Origin of the sequence: Endozoicomonas ascidiicola, from assembly GCF_001646945.1 — a bacterium.
Taxonomy (GTDB): Bacteria; Pseudomonadota; Gammaproteobacteria; order Pseudomonadales; family Endozoicomonadaceae; genus Endozoicomonas; species Endozoicomonas ascidiicola.
Window position 1 is genome coordinate 675647 of the sequence record NZ_LUTV01000004.1, and the last position, 22655, is coordinate 698301.

Annotated in this window: 20 protein-coding genes; 4 read left to right on the forward strand and 16 right to left on the reverse strand. The window is 47.7% G+C overall.

The window, feature by feature from the left end; all coding sequences use genetic code 11:
• Positions 1-271, forward strand: a 271-nt coding sequence (locus AKL11_RS13510; protein WP_157673576.1) for an IS30 family transposase, incomplete at its 5' end; no start/stop codon positions are given.
• A gap of 231 nt (positions 272-502) precedes the next feature.
• Here AKL11_RS13510 and acpS read toward each other — a convergent pair.
• The 13 genes from acpS to rpoE all read right to left on the reverse strand — a co-directional run bounded on the left by acpS (position 503) and on the right by rpoE (position 12078).
• The gene (gene acpS / locus AKL11_RS13515; RefSeq protein WP_067518256.1) at positions 503-877 is read right to left on the reverse strand and encodes a holo-ACP synthase; all 375 of its coding nucleotides are present in this window, start codon (positions 875-877) and stop codon (positions 503-505) included.
• Positions 878-1627: a pyridoxine 5'-phosphate synthase gene (gene pdxJ, locus AKL11_RS13520; RefSeq protein WP_067518258.1), complete on the reverse strand. Its 750-nt coding sequence runs from the start codon at positions 1625-1627 to the stop codon at positions 878-880.
• Positions 1628-1667: 40 nt separating this feature from the next.
• A complete protein-coding gene (gene recO / locus AKL11_RS13525) occupies positions 1668-2462 on the reverse strand; it encodes a DNA repair protein RecO (protein WP_067518261.1) in 795 nt (264 codons plus the stop codon).
• Positions 2446-3381, reverse strand: a complete 936-nt coding sequence (gene era / locus AKL11_RS13530; RefSeq protein ID WP_067518264.1) for a GTPase Era — start codon at positions 3379-3381, stop codon at positions 2446-2448. The genes recO and era overlap by 17 nt, the downstream gene beginning before the upstream one ends.
• Positions 3382-3414: 33 nt before the next feature.
• Positions 3415-4092, reverse strand: coding sequence for a ribonuclease III (gene rnc, locus AKL11_RS13535; RefSeq protein WP_095210387.1), 678 nt, complete (start codon positions 4090-4092; stop codon positions 3415-3417).
• 5 nt (positions 4093-4097) lie between these two features.
• The gene (locus AKL11_RS13540; protein ID WP_067518268.1) at positions 4098-4469 is read right to left on the reverse strand and encodes a DUF4845 domain-containing protein; all 372 of its coding nucleotides are present in this window, start codon (positions 4467-4469) and stop codon (positions 4098-4100) included.
• 30 nt (positions 4470-4499) lie between these two features.
• A complete protein-coding gene (gene lepB, locus AKL11_RS13545; RefSeq protein ID WP_067518270.1) occupies positions 4500-5321 on the reverse strand; it encodes a signal peptidase I in 822 nt (273 codons plus the stop codon).
• Positions 5322-5527: 206 nt separating this feature from the next.
• Positions 5528-7327: a translation elongation factor 4 gene (gene lepA, locus AKL11_RS13550; RefSeq protein ID WP_067518272.1), complete on the reverse strand. Its 1800-nt coding sequence runs from the start codon at positions 7325-7327 to the stop codon at positions 5528-5530.
• A gap of 271 nt (positions 7328-7598) precedes the next feature.
• Positions 7599-9038 (reverse strand): DegQ family serine endoprotease, encoded by a 1440-nt coding sequence (locus AKL11_RS13555; protein ID WP_067518274.1) that lies wholly within the window; start codon positions 9036-9038, stop codon positions 7599-7601.
• A gap of 96 nt (positions 9039-9134) precedes the next feature.
• Positions 9135-9656 carry a SoxR reducing system RseC family protein gene (locus AKL11_RS13560; RefSeq protein ID WP_095210374.1) on the reverse strand — a complete coding sequence of 174 codons (522 nt, stop codon included), beginning with the start codon at positions 9654-9656 and terminating at the stop codon, positions 9135-9137.
• 74 nt (positions 9657-9730) lie between these two features.
• The gene (locus AKL11_RS13565; protein ID WP_067518279.1) at positions 9731-10723 is read right to left on the reverse strand and encodes a MucB/RseB C-terminal domain-containing protein; all 993 of its coding nucleotides are present in this window, start codon (positions 10721-10723) and stop codon (positions 9731-9733) included.
• 3 nt (positions 10724-10726) lie between these two features.
• Positions 10727-11437, reverse strand: a complete 711-nt coding sequence (locus tag AKL11_RS13570) for a sigma-E factor negative regulatory protein (RefSeq protein ID WP_067518281.1) — start codon at positions 11435-11437, stop codon at positions 10727-10729.
• A 53-nt stretch (positions 11438-11490) separates the two neighbouring features.
• Positions 11491-12078 carry an RNA polymerase sigma factor RpoE gene (gene rpoE, locus AKL11_RS13575; protein ID WP_067518283.1) on the reverse strand — a complete coding sequence of 196 codons (588 nt, stop codon included), beginning with the start codon at positions 12076-12078 and terminating at the stop codon, positions 11491-11493.
• Between the two features lie 568 nt (positions 12079-12646).
• On the opposite strand from rpoE, the gene nadB reads away from it, so the two are divergent.
• A complete protein-coding gene (gene nadB, locus AKL11_RS13580) occupies positions 12647-14290 on the forward strand; it encodes an L-aspartate oxidase (RefSeq protein ID WP_067518285.1) in 1644 nt (547 codons plus the stop codon).
• Here nadB and AKL11_RS26650 read toward each other — a convergent pair.
• Positions 14214-14732: a protein YgfX gene (locus tag AKL11_RS26650; RefSeq protein WP_366556857.1), complete on the reverse strand. Its 519-nt coding sequence runs from the start codon at positions 14730-14732 to the stop codon at positions 14214-14216. The genes nadB and AKL11_RS26650 overlap by 77 nt on opposite strands.
• Positions 14704-14970 (reverse strand): FAD assembly factor SdhE, encoded by a 267-nt coding sequence (locus AKL11_RS13590; RefSeq protein ID WP_067518290.1) that lies wholly within the window; start codon positions 14968-14970, stop codon positions 14704-14706. Before AKL11_RS13590 ends, AKL11_RS26650 begins: the two co-directional genes overlap by 29 nt.
• 100 nt (positions 14971-15070) lie before the next feature.
• Here AKL11_RS13590 and ygfZ point away from each other — a divergent pair, with 100 nt between their 5' ends.
• Positions 15071-16117: a CAF17-like 4Fe-4S cluster assembly/insertion protein YgfZ gene (gene ygfZ, locus AKL11_RS13595; RefSeq protein ID WP_067518292.1), complete on the forward strand. Its 1047-nt coding sequence runs from the start codon at positions 15071-15073 to the stop codon at positions 16115-16117.
• 194 nt (positions 16118-16311) lie between these two features.
• Here the strand turns inward: ygfZ and AKL11_RS13600 are convergent, their stop codons facing one another.
• Positions 16312-22086: a transporter substrate-binding domain-containing protein gene (locus AKL11_RS13600; RefSeq protein ID WP_172807288.1), complete on the reverse strand. Its 5775-nt coding sequence runs from the start codon at positions 22084-22086 to the stop codon at positions 16312-16314.
• 177 nt (positions 22087-22263) lie between these two features.
• Here AKL11_RS13600 and AKL11_RS13605 point away from each other — a divergent pair, with 177 nt between their 5' ends.
• Positions 22264-22569: a hypothetical protein gene (locus AKL11_RS13605; RefSeq protein WP_067518296.1), complete on the forward strand. Its 306-nt coding sequence runs from the start codon at positions 22264-22266 to the stop codon at positions 22567-22569.
• Positions 22570-22655: the final 86 nt, after the last annotated feature.

Here is a 22655-nt window from a genome sequence, read left to right on the forward strand (position 1 = left end):
TGCCAAAGCGTTGAAGTGTGACAGTTACTTTGCTGCTCCGTATCACTCTTGGGAAAGAGGTCAGAATGAGAATGCTAATGGGCTACTCAGGCAGTATTTCCCCAAGTCGATGGAGCTTAATAACGTTACAGAAAAAGAAGTCATCATAGCGGTTGATAAGCTGAATAATAGACCTAGAAAATGCCTTGACTACAAAACACCTTATGAGGCTTTCAAAGAGTTAACTGGGATTGATGTAAGAAAAGTTATGGGTTATGTATTTATTACTTGAATTCAAGGTATATAATTTCAATAAAATTGATATTTACCAGCCCTGTTCGTACTAAGCCCATAAAAATGCAGTGATATCAGCTTTCAACTTTGTTTAGGATAAACAGAACCCTCAAAGCCAATGAAATTAATCACTAGTGTTAAAAAGCTTTAATACCCATACAGTTCTACGGATGTTATCTCCGTGAAGTCGGGAGCTCAGTACGCGGTTGAGCCAGCTATTGATCATCCCTTAATGCTCAAGAGTCACAAAAGCAATAGCATTTTCTTTTTCATCGGAGAGGCTTATATGTAATCGGGTAACGCCCCGTTTCTTCTTCAGCTTCAGACCATAATCATATAATCTCAAAACCGGTGCCCCATTGAGATCATTCCTCACCTCAATATGCTGAAATGAGAGTTTACCAATACCGGTACCAAACGCCTTGGATACGGCTTCTTTTGCAGCAAATCGTTTTGCCAGCCAAGCAGGAGATCGGGATCGGTCACACCACGCTTGAAATTCATTGTCCGTCAAAATCCGCCGAGCAAACGCATCACCCAGTCGTTCGATTGACCGGGCAATTCGATCAATCCGAACGATATCAGTACCGATCCCGACAATCATTTAAATCGCCCTGACAGATGCCTGCAGCATCAATGCTTTCATTTCCTGAACTGCCGGCTTAAGCCCTGTAAAAAGAGCACGGGCAATAATGGCATGACCAATATTCAACTCGTTAATACCTGCAATCATAGCCACCGGCTCAACGTTCTGGTAATTCAACCCATGCCCCGCATTCACCACCAAGCCATGTTCCAAACCACACATCACAGCGCGCCTGATACGATCAAGCTCTTCTTCCATCGCTTTTGCTGTGCTGGCCTCCGCATAGGCACCGGTATGCAACTCGATAGCAGGGGCGCCCGCTTTTACCGCCGCTTCAACCTGTTCGATGTCTGGATCAATAAACAAAGAAACCTCGATCCCCTTATCACCCAACCTTTTGCAGGCATCGGCAACACCATTAAACAGCCCTTTAACGTCCAGGCCACCCTCGGTCGTGACCTCCTCACGTTTTTCAGGCACCAGGCACACATGTTCAGGCATAACTTTTTCTGCAATGGCGATCATCTCTTCAGTTACCGCCATTTCAAGATTCATTCGAGTCTGTAAAACATCCCGGATACGGTAAACATCGTGATCCTGTATATGGCGACGATCTTCACGCAAGTGGAGCGTAATGCCATCGGCTCCGGCCTCCTCCGCCTCTATAGCTGCCTGAACCGGGTCCGGGTAGCGAATGCCACGAGCCTGCCGAACGGTGGCAATATGATCAATATTCACGCCTAACAAAATGCGCTGATGAGGAATCATGGCTATATTTCCAGCTGAAATCGGTGAGAATGGCGAAATACTAGTGATTGGCCGCATCAATTTCAATGATTCTCTTTGGAATCGTTGGCGCCGAAGATCTTCGGGCAAACAGCATGCGGCTTTGTAACGGGCGATCACCTATCAACAATTTCATGGCCTGACGATTAAAACGCTTGAAATCGGCATATTGGTCCGGCGCACTGAAATCTCTTTCTGAAAGCGCCTTCAGGCTGTTGGAAGAGAAGCAATACGCTTGTAGATAGTGAGGTACTGTAGCTGGAACCGGCATCAACCCATGTTCTGGGTCAAAACGGTAAACTGTATTAACTTTTAAAGGTTCATTGTTCTGGGAATCCCAGTCCAGCGGTGGTGCATAGCCACAAAGCTCCAGCAAATCCAGCTCGAAAGAGCGAAGGAGTGGCTCAATGGGTTGGTCAGATTTCAAATCGGACAACGCTGCTTGATAGAGCTCAACAACACCATCAACTAACTGACCTGGTATTAAAGCTCTCATTAAGAGCTCATTGATATAAAATCCGCAGTAAAGCCGTTGCCCGGCCAAAAAGCTCATCTGGGCCGGTTCGAGATCCACCAGAGTTTTCAAATCAGTACGACCTTTCCATCGCACCATCAGCTGGTGAAAAGGTTGTAGCAGGGAGCCAAGGGAGGAACGGGACTGTCGAACACCACGGACGACCATGGCCACACGACCATGGTTTTCTACCAGAAATTCTGCAATCACCGAGCGTTCTTTGTAAGAACGCCGGTGTAATAACCAAGCACGATGAAAATCACCGCTGTGTTTACCGGAGAACGTATTACTGGTTATGGTCATAACCCAAGCTTTTCAAAGCTCGCTCGTCATCGGACCAGCCGGCTTTCACTTTTACCCAGATATTCAACATGATTTTGGTGTCAAACAGCAATTCCATATCCTTCCGGGCTTCCTGACCGATGAGCTTCAGCCGCGAACCACGATCACCGATCACAATGGCTTTTTGTCCATCACGCTCAACCAGAATCAGTGCACTGATGGTGGTCAACGGACCTTTTGGTCTCATTTCCTGTTGAAATTCTTCAATCTCAACGGTGATCTCATAAGGCAGTTCATCACCCAGCTGACGCATGACTTTTTCACGCACCAGTTCCGCGGCCAAAAAGCGCGAGCTTCGATCAGTTAACTGGTCTTCCGGAAAGTGATGAACACCTTCAGGAATCAAACCTGTGATCAGCTCACCCAACTCTTTCAGGTTATGGCCATTTTGAGCAGAAATGGGCACAACCCCATGGAAATCCATTTTACTGGAAAGCATTTCAAGGTGCGGCATCAGCTTCGCTTTGTCCGCGATTTTGTCCACCTTGTTCACGGCCAGAATGACCGGACAACGGGCGCCTTGAACTTTCTCAAGCACCATCTGGTCTTCTTCATTCCAGGTCAGGCGATCCACCACAAACACCACTGCATCAATACCGGCCAGAGCACTACTGGCCGCTTTATTCATGTAGCGGTTAATGGCTTTTTTCTGCACCTTATGCATGCCTGGTGTATCCACAAAAACAGTTTGCACACCGTTTTCTGTTTGAATACCCAGCACCTGATGGCGCGTTGTCTGCGGACGTCGAGACGTAATCGACAGCTTCTGCCCCAACAAGTGATTCAGCAGAGTCGACTTACCCACATTGGGTCTGCCAACAATCGCCACATAACCACAACGGCTTACAGGGGAGTCCGCAGAGTTTTCATCAGAGATCATCAATACTTCAACTCTTTATTCAACTTATTCAACTTATTCAACGCCTAATAATTTTAAGGCGTTTCGTGCCGCTTGCTGTTCAGCACCACGGCGACTGGAGCCCTCACCCATGGATGGCTCACTCAGAGACTCAAGGGTACACAGCACAGAAAAATGCTGATCATGGGCTTCACCTTGAATATCAGTAACCTGATATTTAGGCAACGACTGTTGTCTTGCCTGCAGGTATTCCTGCAAACGGGTTTTCGGGTCTTTGTTCTGTTCATCGGTGGTGGTCAGTTGATCGAGACGACTGGCAAACCAGTCACGGATACGCTCATGGCAAACCGCCATACCAGCATCCAGATAGATCGCACCAATGATCGCTTCCACCGCATCTGCAAGAATGGATTCACGACGAAAGCCACCGCTTTTCAGTTCACCGGAACCCAGCTTCAGAAAGTCACCAAGACCAAACTCTTTACCCAGCTCGGCCAGTGTTACACCGCGTACCATTCTGGCACGCAGGCGACTCAACTGACCTTCACGGGCTTCAGGAAAGCGCTCATAGAGCGCTTCTGCAATGACAAAATTCACAATGGAGTCGCCCAGAAACTCCAAACGCTCATTATTTCGACTACCGTAGCTTCGATGAGTTAACGCCAGCTCCACTAGCCCAATATCCGAAAACTCATGCCCAAGCTTTTTCTGCAGGCGGGGCAGTTTATCAATTTTCACTAATTACCAGCTTTCCAGTCATGTTTGAACGATAAAATCATATCGACATTATGGAACACATGAACACGACGTTCATAATCGATATCAACCGTTACGACGCCATTTTCACGAGCCACAATAATCTCATTTTTCTCAAGCTTAACAGCATTCAGTTGCAAGCCTTTCTGAATCCAGGTTCTGACTTGATTCACTGATGCCGTTGAAGAACCCGGACGATTGGTCAGAGATTCCGTCACATTCTTAACTGCATGGTCATCCATATACAGAGGCATCAACTTCAGCCCCAGAGACAGAACAACACCACCAATCAATAGAAAAACCAACCAGCTTAAAGCGCTGTTCCCCCGTTGCCGGTTCTTCATTCCATACATTTTACGCACTCCATATTGAAACAATATTTATCAGTTAATCGATCCATTGTTTTTAAAATTAGGCAGTTGAGTCCAGCTGGGCCAATGCATCCAGATGTAAACTGCCTTACCCACAATATTGGCTTCCGGCACGAACCCCCAGTAACGACTGTCATTACTGCGATCCCGGTTATCCCCCATAACAAAATACATACCTTCGGGCACAACCCACTCGCCTTCGGCACGATAGTCGTTACTTGTGAGTTCCTTACGAATTTCGTATTCCTCACCGGGCTTACCTTCTGTGTAGAGGCGATATATAGAGCGTTGATCACTCAGCTGCGCTACGAATTCTTCGGGTAACAGCTCATCATTCACTGAAACCCGCTTACCCTGATAGCGAATCACATCACCAGGCAAGCCAATCACCCGCTTGATAAAATTGATGTGCTCTTGCCCCGGCTGCTTGAACACCATGACATCACCACGTTCTGGGTCATCCACCGACAGCACTTTAGTTCCTATCACAGGTAAACGAAGCCCATAGTCGTACTTATTTACGAGAATAAAATCCCCTACCTCAAGGGTTGGGATCATAGAACCTGACGGAATTTGAAAGGGTTCAAACAAAAAAGAACGAACCACCAGTACAAACAGCAGTACCGGGAAAATGGATTTAGCCGTTTCCACCACCGCAGGCTCTTTCGACACTTCACTGATCGCTGAGTCGACTGCATCACTGCCTCCACCCTGCTCTTTCAAACGGGTAACAGCCGCCCGCCGCCTTGGCAACAGGAATAGTCGGTCAATCAGCGCAATGATACCCGTGATAAACACCGCCAGTACCAACAGCAGTGGGAAATTAAAATCCATGCATTTCTTCTCTATAAATGTGCTCGAACTGTTTTATGAAATTATACCAATGGCGTTTTTAAATTTTGGAACGAGCAAGTTATTTTGGCCGACTGGGCAAGGCGAAGAGACGAAGCATAGCCATAGCTATGGCGAGGAACTTCAACGCAGACCCAGTCGGCCAAAATAGCTGCGCAGCCCATAATTTAAAAACAGAATTGGTATTATTACTTGTCGACCTTCAATACGGCAAGGAACGCTTCCTGCGGAATTTCAACGCGGCCAACCTGCTTCATGCGTTTTTTACCCGCCTTCTGTTTTTCCAGCAGCTTACGCTTACGACTCACGTCACCACCATAGCACTTGGCCGTTACGTTTTTGCGCAGTGCTTTAACGGTGGTACGGGCGATAACCTGACCACCAATCGCTGCCTGTATGGCTACATCAAACATCTGACGATGAATGATCTCTTTCATTTTTTCGGTCAGAACCCGGCCACGGGAAACGGAATGATCTTTGTGAACAATCAACGCCAGCGCATCCACTTTCTCACCATTGATCAAGATATCAACACGCACCATTCTAGACGCTTCGAAGCGATCGAACGAATAATCCAGAGAAGCGAAGCCACGACTCACGGATTTCAGGCGATCAAAGAAATCCAAAACCACTTCGCTCATGGGAATATCGTAGGTCAGGGAAACCTGACTTCCGGTAAACTGCATATCTTTCTGTATACCACGTTTCTCAACGCAGAGAGAAATGACATTGCCAAGATATTCCTGGGGCACCAGAATATTCGCTCTGGAAATGGGTTCGCGAATTTCCAGAATTCCGGCGGGATCAGGCAGCTTGGATGGGTTATCCACTTCAATCACATCACCGTTTTTCATCTCACACTGGTAAATAACGGTGGGCGCTGTGGTGATCAAATCCAGATCGTATTCGCGCTCAAGGCGTTCTTGAATGATTTCCATGTGCAGCATACCCAAGAAGCCACAACGGAAACCAAACCCTAGTGCATCACTGCTCTCTGGTTCATAAAAAAGAGAGGCGTCGTTCAGGCTCAGTTTTTCCAGCGCATCACGAAAATCTTCAAAATCATCAGAGCTAACCGGGAACAGACCGGCATAAACTTGAGGCTTAACGCGCTTAAATCCTGGCAGTGCATCCACACCCTGAGTCTTAATATGCGTCAGGGTATCGCCTACTGGCGCGCCGTGGATGTCTTTAATACCCGCCACCACGTAACCTACTTCACCGGCTTTCAGAATACCGGTTGGGGTGCGCTTAGGCGTAAAGATACCGATGTTGTCCACCACATGAGATTGCCCTGTGGATTTAACAACAATCTTTTCGCCTTTTTTCAAAGTGCCGTTCTTCACCCGAACCAACGACACAACGCCCAGGTAATTATCAAACCACGAATCGATGATCAGCGCTTGCAGGGGTGCATTTACATCACCTTCCGGTGCTGGAATGGTAGACACCAGACGTTCAAGCACTTCCTCAATACCCAGTCCGCTTTTGGCAGAACAGCGCACGGCATCTGTCGCATCAATGCCAATAATTTCCTCAATTTCCTGGGAGACGCGTTCTGGTTCCGCTTGAGGAAGGTCCATTTTGTTAAGAACGGGCATTACTTCGAGGCCCTGCTCAATGGCGGTGTAACAGTTCGCCACCGATTGCGCCTCTACACCCTGACCGGCATCCACCACCAGCAATGCGCCTTCACAGGCAGAGAGTGACCGGGAAACTTCATAGGAGAAGTCTACGTGCCCTGGTGTGTCGATAAAGTTCAGCTGATACGTGTTGCCATCTTTTGAATGGTAATCCAGCGTAACACTCTGGGCTTTAATGGTGATCCCACGTTCTCGCTCCAGATCCATGGAGTCCAGGACCTGAGCCTGCATTTCCCGATCACTGAGACCACCACAGGTCTGGATAAAACGGTCAGCCATGGTGGACTTACCATGGTCGATATGGGCAATGATTGAGAAGTTACGGATTAAGCTAAGATCGCTCACGATAGTATCACTACAAAAAGTTGTCCCCGCCGATGCGGGGACTTTGTTAATCTGGTTACGCTGTTTGCGCTGCGCGTCTGACTGTTGCTACTTAGTAGCTGGAAACACTTGTCATTGTTCATCAATGAGCAATTGTATGCGGCAGCATGCACTAAATCCCCAATATTCTATAACAGCTCATGGCATTACTCCATGCTCTGATCACACTCTAATCACACAATGACGCTGTTTGCGTCCCTTCATTACTTCAAAGGGACCACAAACAGGCTGGCTATTCCGGTAGGCGAAAGGTCAGATAGCCGGGGTTCCCACCACGAATCACCCGCATTGAAATGGATCGATTTCTCGGCAACCCTGCAACCACTCTATCGAACTGCTTAACCGTGGACACGCTGGTATTATTCAGGTCGGTAATAATATCCCCCTGACGTAAACCTATGGAACGGACAGCCCCACGGCTGACACCAACGACAACCAGACCCTGCACATCTTTTTCTAAACGGAGTTTGGTTCGATAATCATCATCCAACTCCGCAACCTGCACACCGAGTGGATTTTTATCGCTATTTTGTTTGCCACTTGTCTTCTCAGCGCCCGCATTTGCATCAGGCAGCTGGCCTACTTCCACATCAACCGTTTTGCGCTTGCCATTACGCACGAATTCCAGCTCAACTTTCTGATTAGGGCGAACAACACCAACAGACATGGGTAGAATACCGGAATTGGTAATCGTACGACCATTGAATGCAATAATAATATCCCCTGGATGAAGCTTTGCCTTATCGGCAGGACCACCGGGCACCACCTGACTGACCAGCGCACCTTTGGGCTTTTCAAGGCCAAATGATTCAGCCAGATCACGATCAACATCCTGAATAGCAACACCCAACCAGCCCCGGGTCACATAACCTTTTTCTTTCAGCTGCTCCACCGCCCACATGACATGATCCACAGGGATAGCAAAGGACAAACCCATAAATCCGCCGGAGCGGGTGAAAATCTGGGAATTAATGCCAATCACTTCACCTTGCATATTGAAGAGCGGCCCACCGGAATTACCCGGATTGATAGGCACATCTGTCTGAATAAAAGGCACATAAGAGTCACTTGGCAGGCTTCTATTTAACGCACTGACAATACCTTTAGTGATGGAGTATTCAAAATTGAACGGGGAACCAATCGCAGCCACCCATTGACCCGGCTTAACACGATCAGAGTTACCGATTTTGACCACCGGTAAGCTGCGATCGCTATTAATTTTAAGCAGTGCAAGATCGGAGCGCTTATCAGAACCAATCAATTCGGCAGCGCGCTCACTACGATCACTTAACCGAACAATAATTTGATCCGCACCATCCACCACGTGATTATTGGTAAGGATGTAACCATCTGGCGAAATAATAAACCCAGAACCCAGAGACATCGGTTGATTTCGACCCGACATGCCTTCATCGGGTAATGGTATACCAAAATAGCGGCGGAAAATTTCTGGAAGTTCTTCGCCACCTGGACCATAGACCTGCTGTCTTGCTTTCGGCTTGGACAATGTACTGATATTTACCACAGCAGGAGAAGCTTGCTCGAACAAGCTGGCAAACCCGGGCAAACCATCCGCATCGGACGATGCTTGAACCATTGTCGTTTGTAATATCAGCATTGAGGCGACAATACTGAGAAAAAATCGTCTGAAAAGTGTTGTCGTTCGACTCATAAGATAGGATGTCTCCGGAACTGTTTTAACGTCATTGACCGTGATCAATCTACCCTTTCGGATGGACTTATTATTACCCGACAGTCCGCCAATATATTACGCAGACTGCTTCTCAGACTGAGACAAAACCCGGGTTACCACTACACGACACAATTTGTCTGATCCACCAGATCTGGCTTTCACCCAGACAAAGCCCACCATGAGGCTAACAATGGCAGACAGTGATAATTGTGCCTCGCTCATCCCAATTAACGACCCAAACCAACAGACAAACAGCATCAATAACAACGGAACCAGATACATAAGGAAAGATGCTTTCAGTAAAGCACTTTCAGGAACACCGACCATAATGGAAGCACCGGCTTTTAATAAACTCTCATCCACATCAGATGAGACCGTTGCTTTGATATAGGAAAGTGCTGATTTATTACTGTACTTTTCTGAAAGGTGCTGACCGCAACCTTCTCGAACACCACAACTTGAACAACTGGATTGCCTTTGCGTTTCCACCCAGACATAACCATCTTCAAGTGCAACTATTCGACCCTGCTCTTCTACCATTTTCCATAAGCCTGATATCAATGGGATAAAGCACCCTTCGAGAGTGATGAACACCATCTCTCTCTGCCAGGTTAATTTATAATAAAAAAAAACAGGTACCCTTCGTCCAGTACTCTTACCGGATCATTACATCAGGGTTGATCAGTGACTGGACGAACAGAAACCGCCACTCGCTCAGCGGTTCCGAGAGGAATGTCACCCACAACGGTAACATGATAGTACTGATTATTATCTCGATAGACTTTTGATACCGCCGCCATTGCACCTATCTTTTCAGAGGCCTGACTCAGAACCCTGGAGTCATCTTCCTCCACAAACACCGAAAAGCTGGCGATTCCATCAGAGTACACTCGGCTAGTCACTTCATGATCACTGACTGGAGAAGCCCTGACCGCCTCGTTATCAAGGACAAAACCATCTGGCAGCCAACCTGACTCCCAGCTAAATTGAGCAACGGTTTTATCTGAACCCGACTGGAGGTCTATCGTCTTTGCAGTTTCAGGAAGCTCTCTCGACAATAAGTTATTTTGCCTTTCTGAGAGTGGCCCTACATTTAAATCGGTAAATTGCAGACGCTCAATGATAACGCCCTGCTCATCAACCAACAGCGACTTTAAAAGTAATGCAGAAGCTCTATCTATCCATAACTGATAACCATATCGAAAACGATCTTTGGGCAGTAACAACAGAACATAAGCTTCTCTGCCGGCAACCCGGTCAACTCCTGCAATTTTGGCCTCATAAAGCTCATTGCCAATATTACCTTGAAATTTACTCACCATGGGAATCAGGGAGCCCCGTTGAAACTTGGTCACTCCCTCACGACGACTGGAAAAATAAAACTCTTCACCCCTTCGAAGCGCTTCCCTGGGCAACCCATCCAAATACAGGATGCGTTCACCTTCTGGTAGCCCACCGCCTTCGGCACGATGAATAATACTGATCCCCTCAAGATGACTTCCCTGCTGGTATACCAGCTCTCCCTGAAAACTGAGTTCCCGAGAAGATTTAACCATGCTGGCGAGAAGATCTACCCCTTCGGAGGTAGCGTCAGCATAAACAGACTGACAACCAATAAGCCCTGATAACAACAGGGCTCGGGAAATCCATTGTTTGTATCTCATAGTTTATTGGGTATCGAAACTGGTCAATCTAGCAAAGGGTAAGAGGCTTTGTCCAAGTCCTACGGCTGAGTATTCCGCATGCTGAAGTGCATAGGCATGAAAGCGCTCCCGCGTTGCCCGGTCGGCAATACTTTGGGCATAGGCCAATTGCTCTGGAGTGACCGTTGCATGCTGCCGGGAGTTATACCCTGCACGAATTCCTGTTGCGCCGTAACCTGTATTACCACCAGCCTGAGCGAGTTGTAATGGTTGACTGAGTACTGCCTGCTCCCCTGACAACGCAAGAGGTTGTGATGCTGGCTCAGGATTCATCATCCGTACACTGATCACCAGTGCTGCAGCGACGGATGCAGCCATAGCCACCTTACCCAGATATTCCCATCCATTTTTCAACGACACGACAGCTGTAGCACCAGATACAGAATCAGTTACATACTTAGGGGGCTTATCAATAGAAGAGGAAATACCAGATTCATTTTCAAGTGCTGACATAACCGCACCCGAGATATCCACCTTCGCAAAACGATTTGTCTCATCCCTGATGCCATCACTGATCTGCTGATACCGCCCGGCAAGACGTCGCAATTCATCATCATTCTGAAAATCACCGAGCACCCGGTGCAATTCAAGGTCGTTTGCCTGTCCATCAAGAGTTGCAGACAATGATTCTTTCAACCGTTCTCTGGAACGGTTTTGAGAGTTCTTCTCACTCACTGACTAATCTCCGATCCAATCGCCCTTTCAGGCTGCAGAAAAATTAGATTCATTCAACCACCCTGCCCCAGTAAAGGGCGGATCTCCCGGTCAATGGCTTCCCGGGCTCTGAAAATTCGTGACCTTACGGTACCAACCGGGCAATCCATAACATCAGCAATTTCTTCATAGCTGAGTCCGTCAAACTCCCTGAGCATCACAGCGGTTCGAAGCTCATCCGGCAACCGCCGTATAACTGAATGAATCACCTGCTCAATCTCATCACAATATAGATTGCGCTCTGGCGTATCAACTATGCGCAGGCTGGTTGCGGTTTCCAGAAAGTCCGCATCATGGACGTCGACATCCGACTCAGGCAAGCGACGACCTTTAGACACCAGATGATTCTTGGCAGTGTTCACTGCAATTCGATACAACCAGGTGTAAAAAGAGCTGTCACCACGAAACTTATCCAATGCCCGGTAGGCTTTAATAAATGCTTCCTGAGCGACGTCCTGTACTTCCTGAAAATCATTCACATAACCGCCCACAAGACCAAGAATCCTTTGCTGGTATTTGATCACAAGCATGTCATAAGCACGTTTGTCACCCTGCTTGACACGATCGACCAGCTGCTGATCTGAGTCCTGACTATTACCCATTCAGACTTCTCCACCAAAACATGGCAGGCAAGCCAAAAATGGTACACCCGTACATGAAATAAACTCAGCTATAGATATTGAGACAATCAAAACGATGAAAAGTTCCTGACATTTTCAATTTTTTACTTTATAAGTCATTTGCCTATGCAGTCCTTTAACCTTTACAGACAATTAGCACTTTTGCACACGATACGATTACCCAGATAGATTTGCATGATATGCATCCCAATAGTGCGAACTGCCGTTGTAGAAAATTAATGATCTGAACGATGGCGTGATGAAACTGAAGCTCAGTTACCATCATCGACTCGATAAAAAAACGCTTTAACATCAACAACGCTACCTTGCATCTTGGCTTGTTTGCGTTCAGGATGCCCGACCATGGTTTTCGAGCTGTTCCCATATGCCTGAAGTCTTAGCAACACAGGCTAGCACAGTAATACAGATTACAATTTTTTTCTTACAAATAATATGACGAATCAAGGAACCGAACCTTTAAGGCGAGTCGACCACCAGACACTCCGCAAGGTGCCTGATCCCTGATCGTAGACAAGACAAGTGAGATTTTATGAAGCCTTTTGATTACGACGTAATCATCATTGGCTCAGGCGCTGCAGGCCTGACCACCGCCCTGCAACTGCCCGATCATTTTCGCATCGCGCTGTTCAGTAAAGACTCTTTAAGTGCCGGCTCCACTTATTGGGCCCAGGGCGGCGTTGCTGCGGTACTGGATCAAGTGGGTGACAACGTTGAACAACATATAAAAGACACCTTAATTGCTGGTGCCGGACTCTGCAAAGAAGCGTCTGTCCGACACATCGTCGAACACGGTCAGTCTTCTATTGAATGGTTAATTAATCAGGGCGTGCCCTTCACTCCGGATCAAGATCAGAACCGCCCTTATGATTACCACTTGACCAGAGAAGGCGGCCATAGCTCCCGCCGTATTATTCATGCTGACGATGCCACCGGCAAAGCCATCTCAGAAACGCTGATCCAGCAAGTACAAAATAAACTCAACATCGATCTCTACCCCTATCACCTCGCTATTGATTTGATCACCACCAGCAAACTGGGCATAGATGACCACCGTTGTGTTGGCGCGTACATGCTGGACTTGAAAAACGAAGCGATAAAAGTATTCAGAAGTCGTTGTACGGTGATTGCCTCTGGTGGAGCCAGCAAAGCGTACCTTTATACCAGTAATACCGATGGTGCTTCCGGTGATGGTATTGCCATGGCCTGGCGAGCGGGCTGCCGTGTCGCAAATATGGAGTTCAACCAATTTCACCCGACCTGTCTTTACCACCCTAATGCCAAATCATTTCTGATCTCCGAAGCAGTTCGTGGTGAAGGTGGACTATTAAAGCGCCCCGATGGCTCATTGTTTATGAAAAACTATGATCCTCGGGCCGAACTGGCGCCAAGAGATATTGTAGCCCGGGCCATTGACCATGAAATGAAGCGTCTGGGTGCTGACTGTCTATATCTGGACATCAGCCATAAGCCTGCCGAATTTATTCGCTCTCATTTTCCAACAATTTATGAACGCTGCCTGGGCTTTGATATCGATATCACCAAAGACCCTATTCCTATTGTCCCCGCTGCCCATTACACCTGTGGGGGCATCGTCGTTGACGAACACGGTCAGACCGATACCGAAGGGTTGTTCGCCATTGGCGAGTGCAGCTTCACCGGATTACATGGAGCAAATCGTCTTGCCAGCAATTCATTACTGGAATGTTTTGTCTCAGCCAGCAGTTGCGCCCAAAACATCAGTGATCACTTCCAGCACTATCCGCAACCACCCACTCTGCCCGACTGGGATGAAAGCCAGGTTATCGATTCCGATGAGAATGTCGTTATCGCCCACAATTGGGATGAACTCCGTCGCTTTATGTGGGATTACGTCGGCATTGTCAGAACCGACAAACGTCTACAACGGGCCATGCATCGGGTACGACTGCTGCAGTTTGAGATCCATGAATTCTATAGCAACTTTAAAGTCAGCAACGATCTCATTGAACTGCGTAATCTCGCCCTGGTATCCGAACTGATCATCCGTTGCGCCATAGAACGCAAGGAATCCCGAGGCCTGCATTACACACTGGACTATCCGGAACTGTCGGAAACAATCAGGGATACCGTGTTGGTTCCGGAGAATTTTCATGCTTCCCAGAAAACAAAACAGGCCCATCCAGTAACAGCCTGAGTCGAAATGCATGCAATTCTATTGGATCAGCGCTGTCCGGGAACAATACGAGGTAACAGGAACGCCTGTTACCTTCCGGCTGCAACCTGAAACAAATGAGAAAAGACGTGACGACCGCATCACCTTTCGGCCAGGCCCTCAGCCATTGCCCCCCAATGCGTACACGCCATTGATTATCAAACAACCTGATGGCCGACAAACTGTGAGCCTGATTTAAACAGAGGTATCGACGGTAACCCCAGACCATCAGAACCATAATAAGAAGGGTTAGCAGAAAGGCAGTCAAAAAAGAGAGGGAAGACAGCCATAGGGCAATCATTGCTGCGATATGGCTGAAAAGACTGATAAGCAAACGGTAACGTGAAGGCTTCAGATGGACTTCACACAATTTGATTGTCTTTTTATATGGCTGCTTACATAGCCTCGCCCTGGTATCGTCCACGATCAAGCACCCGGTCTACCATCCTGCTCAATTCAGGGTCTGCAGGGCGATCGCCACTCATAAACCAACTGAACAGATCAGGATCTTCGCATTCCAGTAAACGCACATAGGCGAGCTGGTCAGCTTCATTCATTTCCGGCAATGCGTCTCTGGTGAAGGGTTCTAACAAAACATCCAGTTCCAGCATGCCACGACGACTGCGCCACTGCAGGCACTTCAGTTGATCTTGATCCAGCATTAGACCATCACTCCACAGAATAATTCTGCGGACGATTATACCTATTGTTACGGAAAATAATCCTCTATTATTGCCACAAATCCGATAGCAGAGTAATCCGATGAGTTTCGACTGGAAGGCTTTCTTAACAAAACAAGGTGCACACTTTGATGGCGATGCACTGACCGGCTTTTCTACCCAGCCAGCTTCCCTGAGCAGCAATGCGGTCTCGATACTCAGTGGACACCGTCTGATCCGAATCTCAGGACCGGATCGCCAGAAATTTCTTCAAGGGCAGATTTCCACTCACATGCTCCAATTACAGCCAATGCAATACAGCACGGGAGTTGCCTGTACACCAAAAGGCCGGATGTACAGCAGTTTTCATATTATTGATGATGGTGACAGCTATCTGCTGATGCTGAAGTCCGATATTGCTGAATCGTCGGTCGAAACCCTGAAAAAATACGCCGTCTTTTTTAAAGTGGAACTGACGAATACCCCTGAATTCATTAGCCTTGGGTTCTCGGGTGAAAGTATTCAGTCAATACTTCCAGAGATTTTTGCCGGCATGACTTTACCCCGGAAAAATGATGTTATTGCTATCAATGGCGACGGTTATCTCCACGCTATTGCTGGTATCAACCAACGCTACGGACTATGGCTGAAATCTGAAGCCCTGGAAAAGGTTTGGTCAAGCCTGATCAAAAAACTCACACCTGCCAGTGAAGATTTCTGGAGCCTGCTGAATATTCAATCTGTCATGCCGGAAGTCAGCAGCCACATAATTGAAGAGTACATTCCACAACATCTGAACCTGCCTTCCCTGGGCAGCGTCAGCTTCAAAAAAGGGTGTTTTACCGGTCAGGAAATCGTCACCAGAATGCAAAATCTGGGTCAGCAGAAGAGCCGGTGTTACCGACTTACACTGCCTGGAAGTGAACAACCAACGGTCAATACCAAACTGTTTGATGGTAACGGCAAGCCCGCTGGGGAAATTATTCAGGCAGTCACCAATCCATTTGCTGAGACGATCGAAATGCTTGCCGTCGTTCGCATTGAAGCCGCCGAAGCCAATCAGATATTTATGACCGCGGATCAAGCAAAGCCGTTGCAGGTTCATGAGATTCCATACCCCATTGACCCCAAAAAAGAGCTGCAACAATAAACCATACAGTCGCCCGGCACACCGGGCGTCGCAGCTTTCAATTAACGTTGTCCGTATTCCGTATTCCGTATTCCGTATTCCGAAAAAGCTTGAGCCACTCGCGCTTTTGCGGGCAACGGATAACGAATAGCCGGCAACGGTCCCAACGATACTTAAAGGCCTCAGTAAATCTAGACCTTATTTCGGGACGGTTCCTAAACCACTGTCGTTTTGATGCTTTTCAGTACCCCTAACGCTTCATCAAAATCATAATTGACCACCGCATCCTGAAACGCCTTCAGCCTTTGTTGTTCAATTTGGTCTTTTAACCCCCGAGTCAGCATCGGAAGCAGGCCAATCACATCGGGATCTCCCTGTTCCAGTTTGGCTTCAACATTCAACAAGATATCGTTTAACACACCCACTTCAATGGTGCCTTCACCAGCGGGTTCAAGTTCATCATGATCAGCAGCCAAATCAGCCAGACCCGACATCACCAATTCAAAAGCTTCAGTAAATGCAGTCATGTTCAAATCATCCGCACTTTCCGAGTAGCCCCTCAAGCTTCGCTCCAACTGACCGGCTTGCTGGAAAAGTGCCTTGGCACCGAGGTTACCGGCAATACCTTTCAGGTTATGAATTAACTGACAGGCTTCCTGCCACTGATTGGCGTCAAGGAACCCCTCAAGCTGCATTAGAGCGCCTTGCTGCTCTTTATAGAAATTGCCCAGCAACTGATAGTACAACGAGTGATTACCTTGCAGCCGGCTTAACCCATCCTCCTGATCAATACCCGGTAATTCCAGGGTTTGGTTATGATCAATCTCCGGTTCTATCTCTGCAGAAATACGGGCATCGCTTTCTCCAACCTGTAACCAGTGTCGTACCATTTGTTTCAGCGCTGCAGGGTCCAGAGGTTTGGAGATATGATCATTCATACCCGCTTGCAGGCAACGCTCCCGATCACCGGTCATGGCGTGGGCGGTCATGGCAATGATGATTAACTGGTGATTACCCAATTTCCGTCGTATTCTTCGAGTGGCTTGATAGCCATCCATTTCCGGCATTTGAATATCCATAAACACCAGATCAAAGGACTCATCGCGCACTTTCTCAACGGCTTCTGCACCGTTGGTCGCCATCACGACATCTAACCCAATGCCTTGAAGTAACTCTCTGGCCACCTGACGGTTGATTTCATTGTCTTCCGCGAGTAACACTCTGCCCTTTGGCATAACCTCACAGTATCGCCCCTGCTCAATGGGCGACACAGAAGTCACCGATTGATAGCCCTGAACTCTGGAAATAGTCTCGAATAATACAGAATGATTCACAGGCTTTATCAGGAACGCATCAACCTTACCGGATGCTTTGTTCATCAGCTCTTCACGGCCATATGCGGAAACCATTATTAATTTGGGTTGCACCATAAGCGGCAGTTTTCTAATTTCTTCCGACAGTTTAATCCCGTCAATATTGGGCATACGCCAATCCAGAATAACCAGCTGAATCGCGCTCTCTTCCGCTGACTCCCCTGAATTGGTTTTCTTCAACAACGACAGCGCATCACTGGCATGGCTTCTCTGGATGGTTTCACAACCGGACATGTTCAGATAGCTCACTAATAGCGCACGGGCTTCGGTACTGTCATCCACCACCAGCACCTTCAAGCCTTCCAGTGATAACTGCGGCGCCAGTACTTCTTCAGCAATACCAAGCTCCACCACAAAACGGAATGTACTGCCCTGACCAGGCTCTGACTGCACAGAAATCGTACCGTTCATCATATGCACCAGGTTTTTACAGATTGCCAGACCAAGCCCTGTGCCACCAAATTTACGGGTAGTAGAACCATCCACCTGAGAGAATGACTGAAACAGTTTTTTCTGCTGCTCAGGATTGATGCCAATCCCGGAGTCTTTAACCTGCACCTCAATTCTGGCCACATCCTGACGGCGAGACAGTAACGTGACATTCAGCGCCACCTCTCCTTCACTGGTAAATTTCAAGGCATTGTGGGTGAGGTTAATTAAAATTTGTCCAAGCCTGAGAGGGTCCCCTTTCAGTTGACGGGGAACATCAGGGTCAATGTGATACGTCAGCGATAAGTCTTTCTCTTTGGCTTTAATCGAGCTGAGGTTGTAGACATTTTCAAAGACCGCTTTCACATCAAACTCAATATTTTCCATACTGAGCTTGCCCGCCTCAATCCGTGAGAAATCTAAAATATCATTAATAATGCCCAGAAGATCATGGGCCGATGTTTGAATTTTGCTGACATAATCTTTCTGCTGCACCGACAGCTGGGTTTCTTGCACTAGATGACTCAAGCCAATAATGGCGTTCATCGGTGTCCGAATCTCGTGGCTCATATTGGCCAGGAAATTACTTTTTGCCTGGTTCGCCTGATCCGCCACTTCTTTTGCCCGATGCAGCGCTTCTTCTGCCTGTTTGCGATCAGTAATGTCCCGACTGGAGGCAAACAAGTAGCCTTCGCCTTCGTACTCCATATAGTTGGCCGTGACTTCAACAGGGAAGATGGAACCGTCGGAGGCTTTTCTTAAGGTTTCGTAGGTCATTCCCTGGCGAAGCACTAATTGTTCCCAGAGTTTCTTCCAGGAACTGCGAGTCACCGCCGGGTTGATGTCCATGATGGTCATACCCAATAACTCTTCCTGGGAATACCCCAACGCTTTGCAGGCGGACTCATTCACGTATTTATGATGACCATCAATCCGGAACCAATGAATGTGGTCACCGGCACTGTCCAAAGAAAAACGGGCCATGGAAAAATCCCGCTCACGCTCCACCTGATGGGTAATATCCACCGTTGTGCCAACCGCCCGAAGCGGCCTGCCCTGCTCATCCCGAAATACCACCTTGCCTTTACTGCGAACGGTGGCATAACTGCCATCCTTTTTGCGCATACGGAAAACAAATTGATAAGGTTGCAGGGAGTGCTCCATTTGCTCTTTCAGAAAGCTGAAAACAGCTTCTTTGTCATCGGGATGCACCAACCGTTTCCAGGATCGGATATTCTGCAGAATTTCTCCCGGCTGATAACCCAGAATACTCTGATAGCGTGGGCTGAAATAAACATTATCATTGGATACATCCCAATCCCACAGCCCATCCGACGCTGCATCCATGGCCAGTTGATAGCGCTCTTCACTAAGCCGAAGTGCCTGTTCAGCATTCTGGCGCTCCATGGCAACCGCCACCAGCTCACCCATCCGATGCAGGAGATCCATGTCTTGCACATACAATTGATATTTTTCCGGAATATTGATCAGAGCAATACCACCGACGACCTGGCCAAACAACATCATTGGCGCATACACAGCGGTAGTGACGCCAAGGTCGTCAAGTATCTCTGTCCCTGTTACATCTCCCGCCGCACTGACTTCATCCCTGAACAGGATGTTGATTTTGTCCCGCTCCAGTGGGCCATAAACACCAGAGAAATTGTATTTGAACAACGTCGTAAAATTATCGGGTACCGGGTGGCTTCTCCGCGACCAGTAATGTTCGATTCTGGCAACCGGCTCCCAGGAGAAAATAGCTGCCGCCTCGGCATCCAGATAATGACCTAACTGCCTGAGAAAGTAATCACTGGCCTCCTGCACCGATTGATCCATAAAATTGCGGGAAATATCACTGAGTAAACGGTCCAGCTCAGCACGGATTTTCAGTCCTTCTTCGGCTTTTTCCCGTTCTGCAATTTCCCGGCTCAAACGACGATTCCAGTAAATAATCAGAATCAACGTCACAACAATGAGCACAAAACCAATAAACAGCTCTTTGTTAGGGCGCCATAATCGATTGTGAATCGCCAGCCAGTTGCTTTCCAGTTTTTCGCGGTCTTCGGGTGTGATGGTAGCAACGGCTTTGTTGAATATAGAGGCAAGCTCTGGTTCGTTATTTCTCGACGCAAGACCGAAGTCATAATCAAAACCGGCTTCGGCAACAACCTTGAGATTGGTGATTTTCATCCGCTCAATCTCGTAGCTGGCAGACGCCAGATTCACAATCATCGCATCCAACTCACCACTGGCCACCTGTCGTATGCCGGTGGCAATATCCGTAATAGCAATAAACTGCATGCCCGGATATTTTTTATTGAAATAATCATAAGTCACATAACCCGGGGCAAAACCAACTTTTTTACCCATAAGGTGCACCGGGTTTCGGATGCCATTCTCCGAACTTCGCGCCAGGATAACGCCGGGCGCCGAAACCAATGGTTTGGTGAAATTCAGATATTTGCTGCGCTCATCGGTTTCCTGCATCAAAGCAACCACATCCACCTCATGACGATAGGCCGTGTTCAAAGCATCAGTCCAGGATGATCGGCTGTTCAACTGAAATGTGACGCCCAGTCGATTTTCCAGCAACCTGAGGTAATCAATCGTAATACCTCGCCACTCACCCTCATCGTCGAGGAACGAAAAAGGCGCCTTATTGCGATCTAATAACACTCGAATTACCGGATGCTTCGCGAGCCATAGTCGCTCCGCATCACTCAGATCAATAGCATCTCCTCGTGGTTGAAAAAACCGATCCTTGTTACCGACGATCCAGTTTCTCTCCAGCTGAAGATACTCATCGCCACTGATCGCATTCATTCCCTTGTTTATCAGAGGAAGCATCTGGTCTGCACTGCTGTTCAGCACCCCTGCCCCGATTGCTTCATTAAGATTAAAATGCTCACTGGCGACCACTTCCCCAACAAGACCCTGACGGTTCAATGCCGACTGAACCACCACTGGCTCACCAAGAAAGACATCGACATTGCCCGAAAACAGAGTACTGATCAGCTCACTCACACTGCTGCATTCCACCAAGATGGCATTGGGTATCCAGCGACGAACAAACTCCTCCTGACTGGAGTTACGAATAACACCGATTTTTTTACCATCAAGGTTTAGTTTTCGAACATCTAGGTCACTGCCTTTTCGGTAGTACAGGCGGGTATTTAATCCATAATACGGATGGGAAACGCTCATCCATTGACTGCGTTCTGAGGTCGGCGATATAGCCGCAATCACGTCTATTTTCCCCGCCTGTAACAACGATAAACTGTGACCAACAGGGCTTACTCTGAAGCTAACGGGGGTTTGTGTCTTTTCAGACCAGAGTTTCCACACATCCACAAATAAACCTGCCGGCTTGCCCAGCGCATTGACAAAAGAAAGCGGTGCCAGACCCGGATCAAGCGCAACGGTCAATGTTTCAGTATCATTGGCCTTTATTTCCAGCCATTTCTGGATAATATCGGTTTTATCCTGACTGCTGATTTTTGCCATACCCTGTTCAATTTCATTCAGTAGTCCATCCTTTCCAGTGCTCACTACGGATCGAATACTAACCTCATCCAGGGGTGGCCAAATCACTCGATAATCATCATTCACCCCAAGGTTCTTCAGGTAAAAATTCAGGGAAGAATAGCCACCCAGTAACCCTGAAATTCCGCCACTGACCGCAGCCTCCATCATGGCGTGGTAAGAAGAAAACGGGTACAAGACCGCATTAGGATTTTCTGCTTTCAGCGCCTCGAAAAAGCCGTACCCTCTCAAATACCCCAGTGACAATGTATCGATGGCTTGCTCAAAGCCATCAACATGGGTTTCTTTCAGAATAAAAAGCGCCGGAGCATAGGGATAAATACCGACCGCCTCCGTACCTGTTAGTGCAAATTCCTGACTGGCTGGAAGATAGGCAAGGGCATCCACGGCACCGGAGGTAAATTGCTGTTGAATGTTTGCGGGCTGCGATTCAATAAAAATCACGGGTTTCCCGGTGACTTGAGACCACTTTTGCCACAGTGCAATTCCCGCGCCGGCAGGCTCCCCCTGACCATTGACAAACATCCATGGTGCCTGGTCAGAATAAAACGCAACCTTTATCGGTGCTGCTAATGACGGTTCCGCCCTTGCCTCATGGCTGATTGCGCCAAATAGAATAACCAGGCCCAGCAGTGAAAGTGTCAACCATCGGGTAAACTGAAAAAAACGGGGAGAAAAAAGGAGCATAGAGACTAAAAAACAACTCTTGGGGTTTCAAGGCGGCGCTATCTTACCCTGAAATACGACAATCACCTACCGCTCAACATTGGTTTACTCGAGGTTTGCTAAAATATTCAAAAGAACCTTGATCCGGGACACCTCATGGACAATGAACAGGACGTTGAAAAAAACCTCGAAGAGCAGATCGAAGCGGGCAAAAGAGCCATCGAAGAAGCGCAGCACCTGATTCAATCCATGGATACCCTGAAGAAAAAGCTCCATATCAGTCACGGCAGTGGCCAGCGTTTTCTTCAACGGGCTAAACCCAGCATGGCGTTACTTAAAGAAGCAGAACAGCTCATCAATACCGAGTTCAGCGGTTCCAGTGAAGCCAGTGAAAATGCAAAAGCCAAAGGCAAAAACAAATCCAAACTGCTAAACAATATTGCTCGCCAGAATAAAGCATAAATGGTTGTGCACTTAAATTAATTCTCAGTTGACAGCATCGCCGTTACCAATGACAGTACTGGTATGTCCTGATTAATGTCGATGTT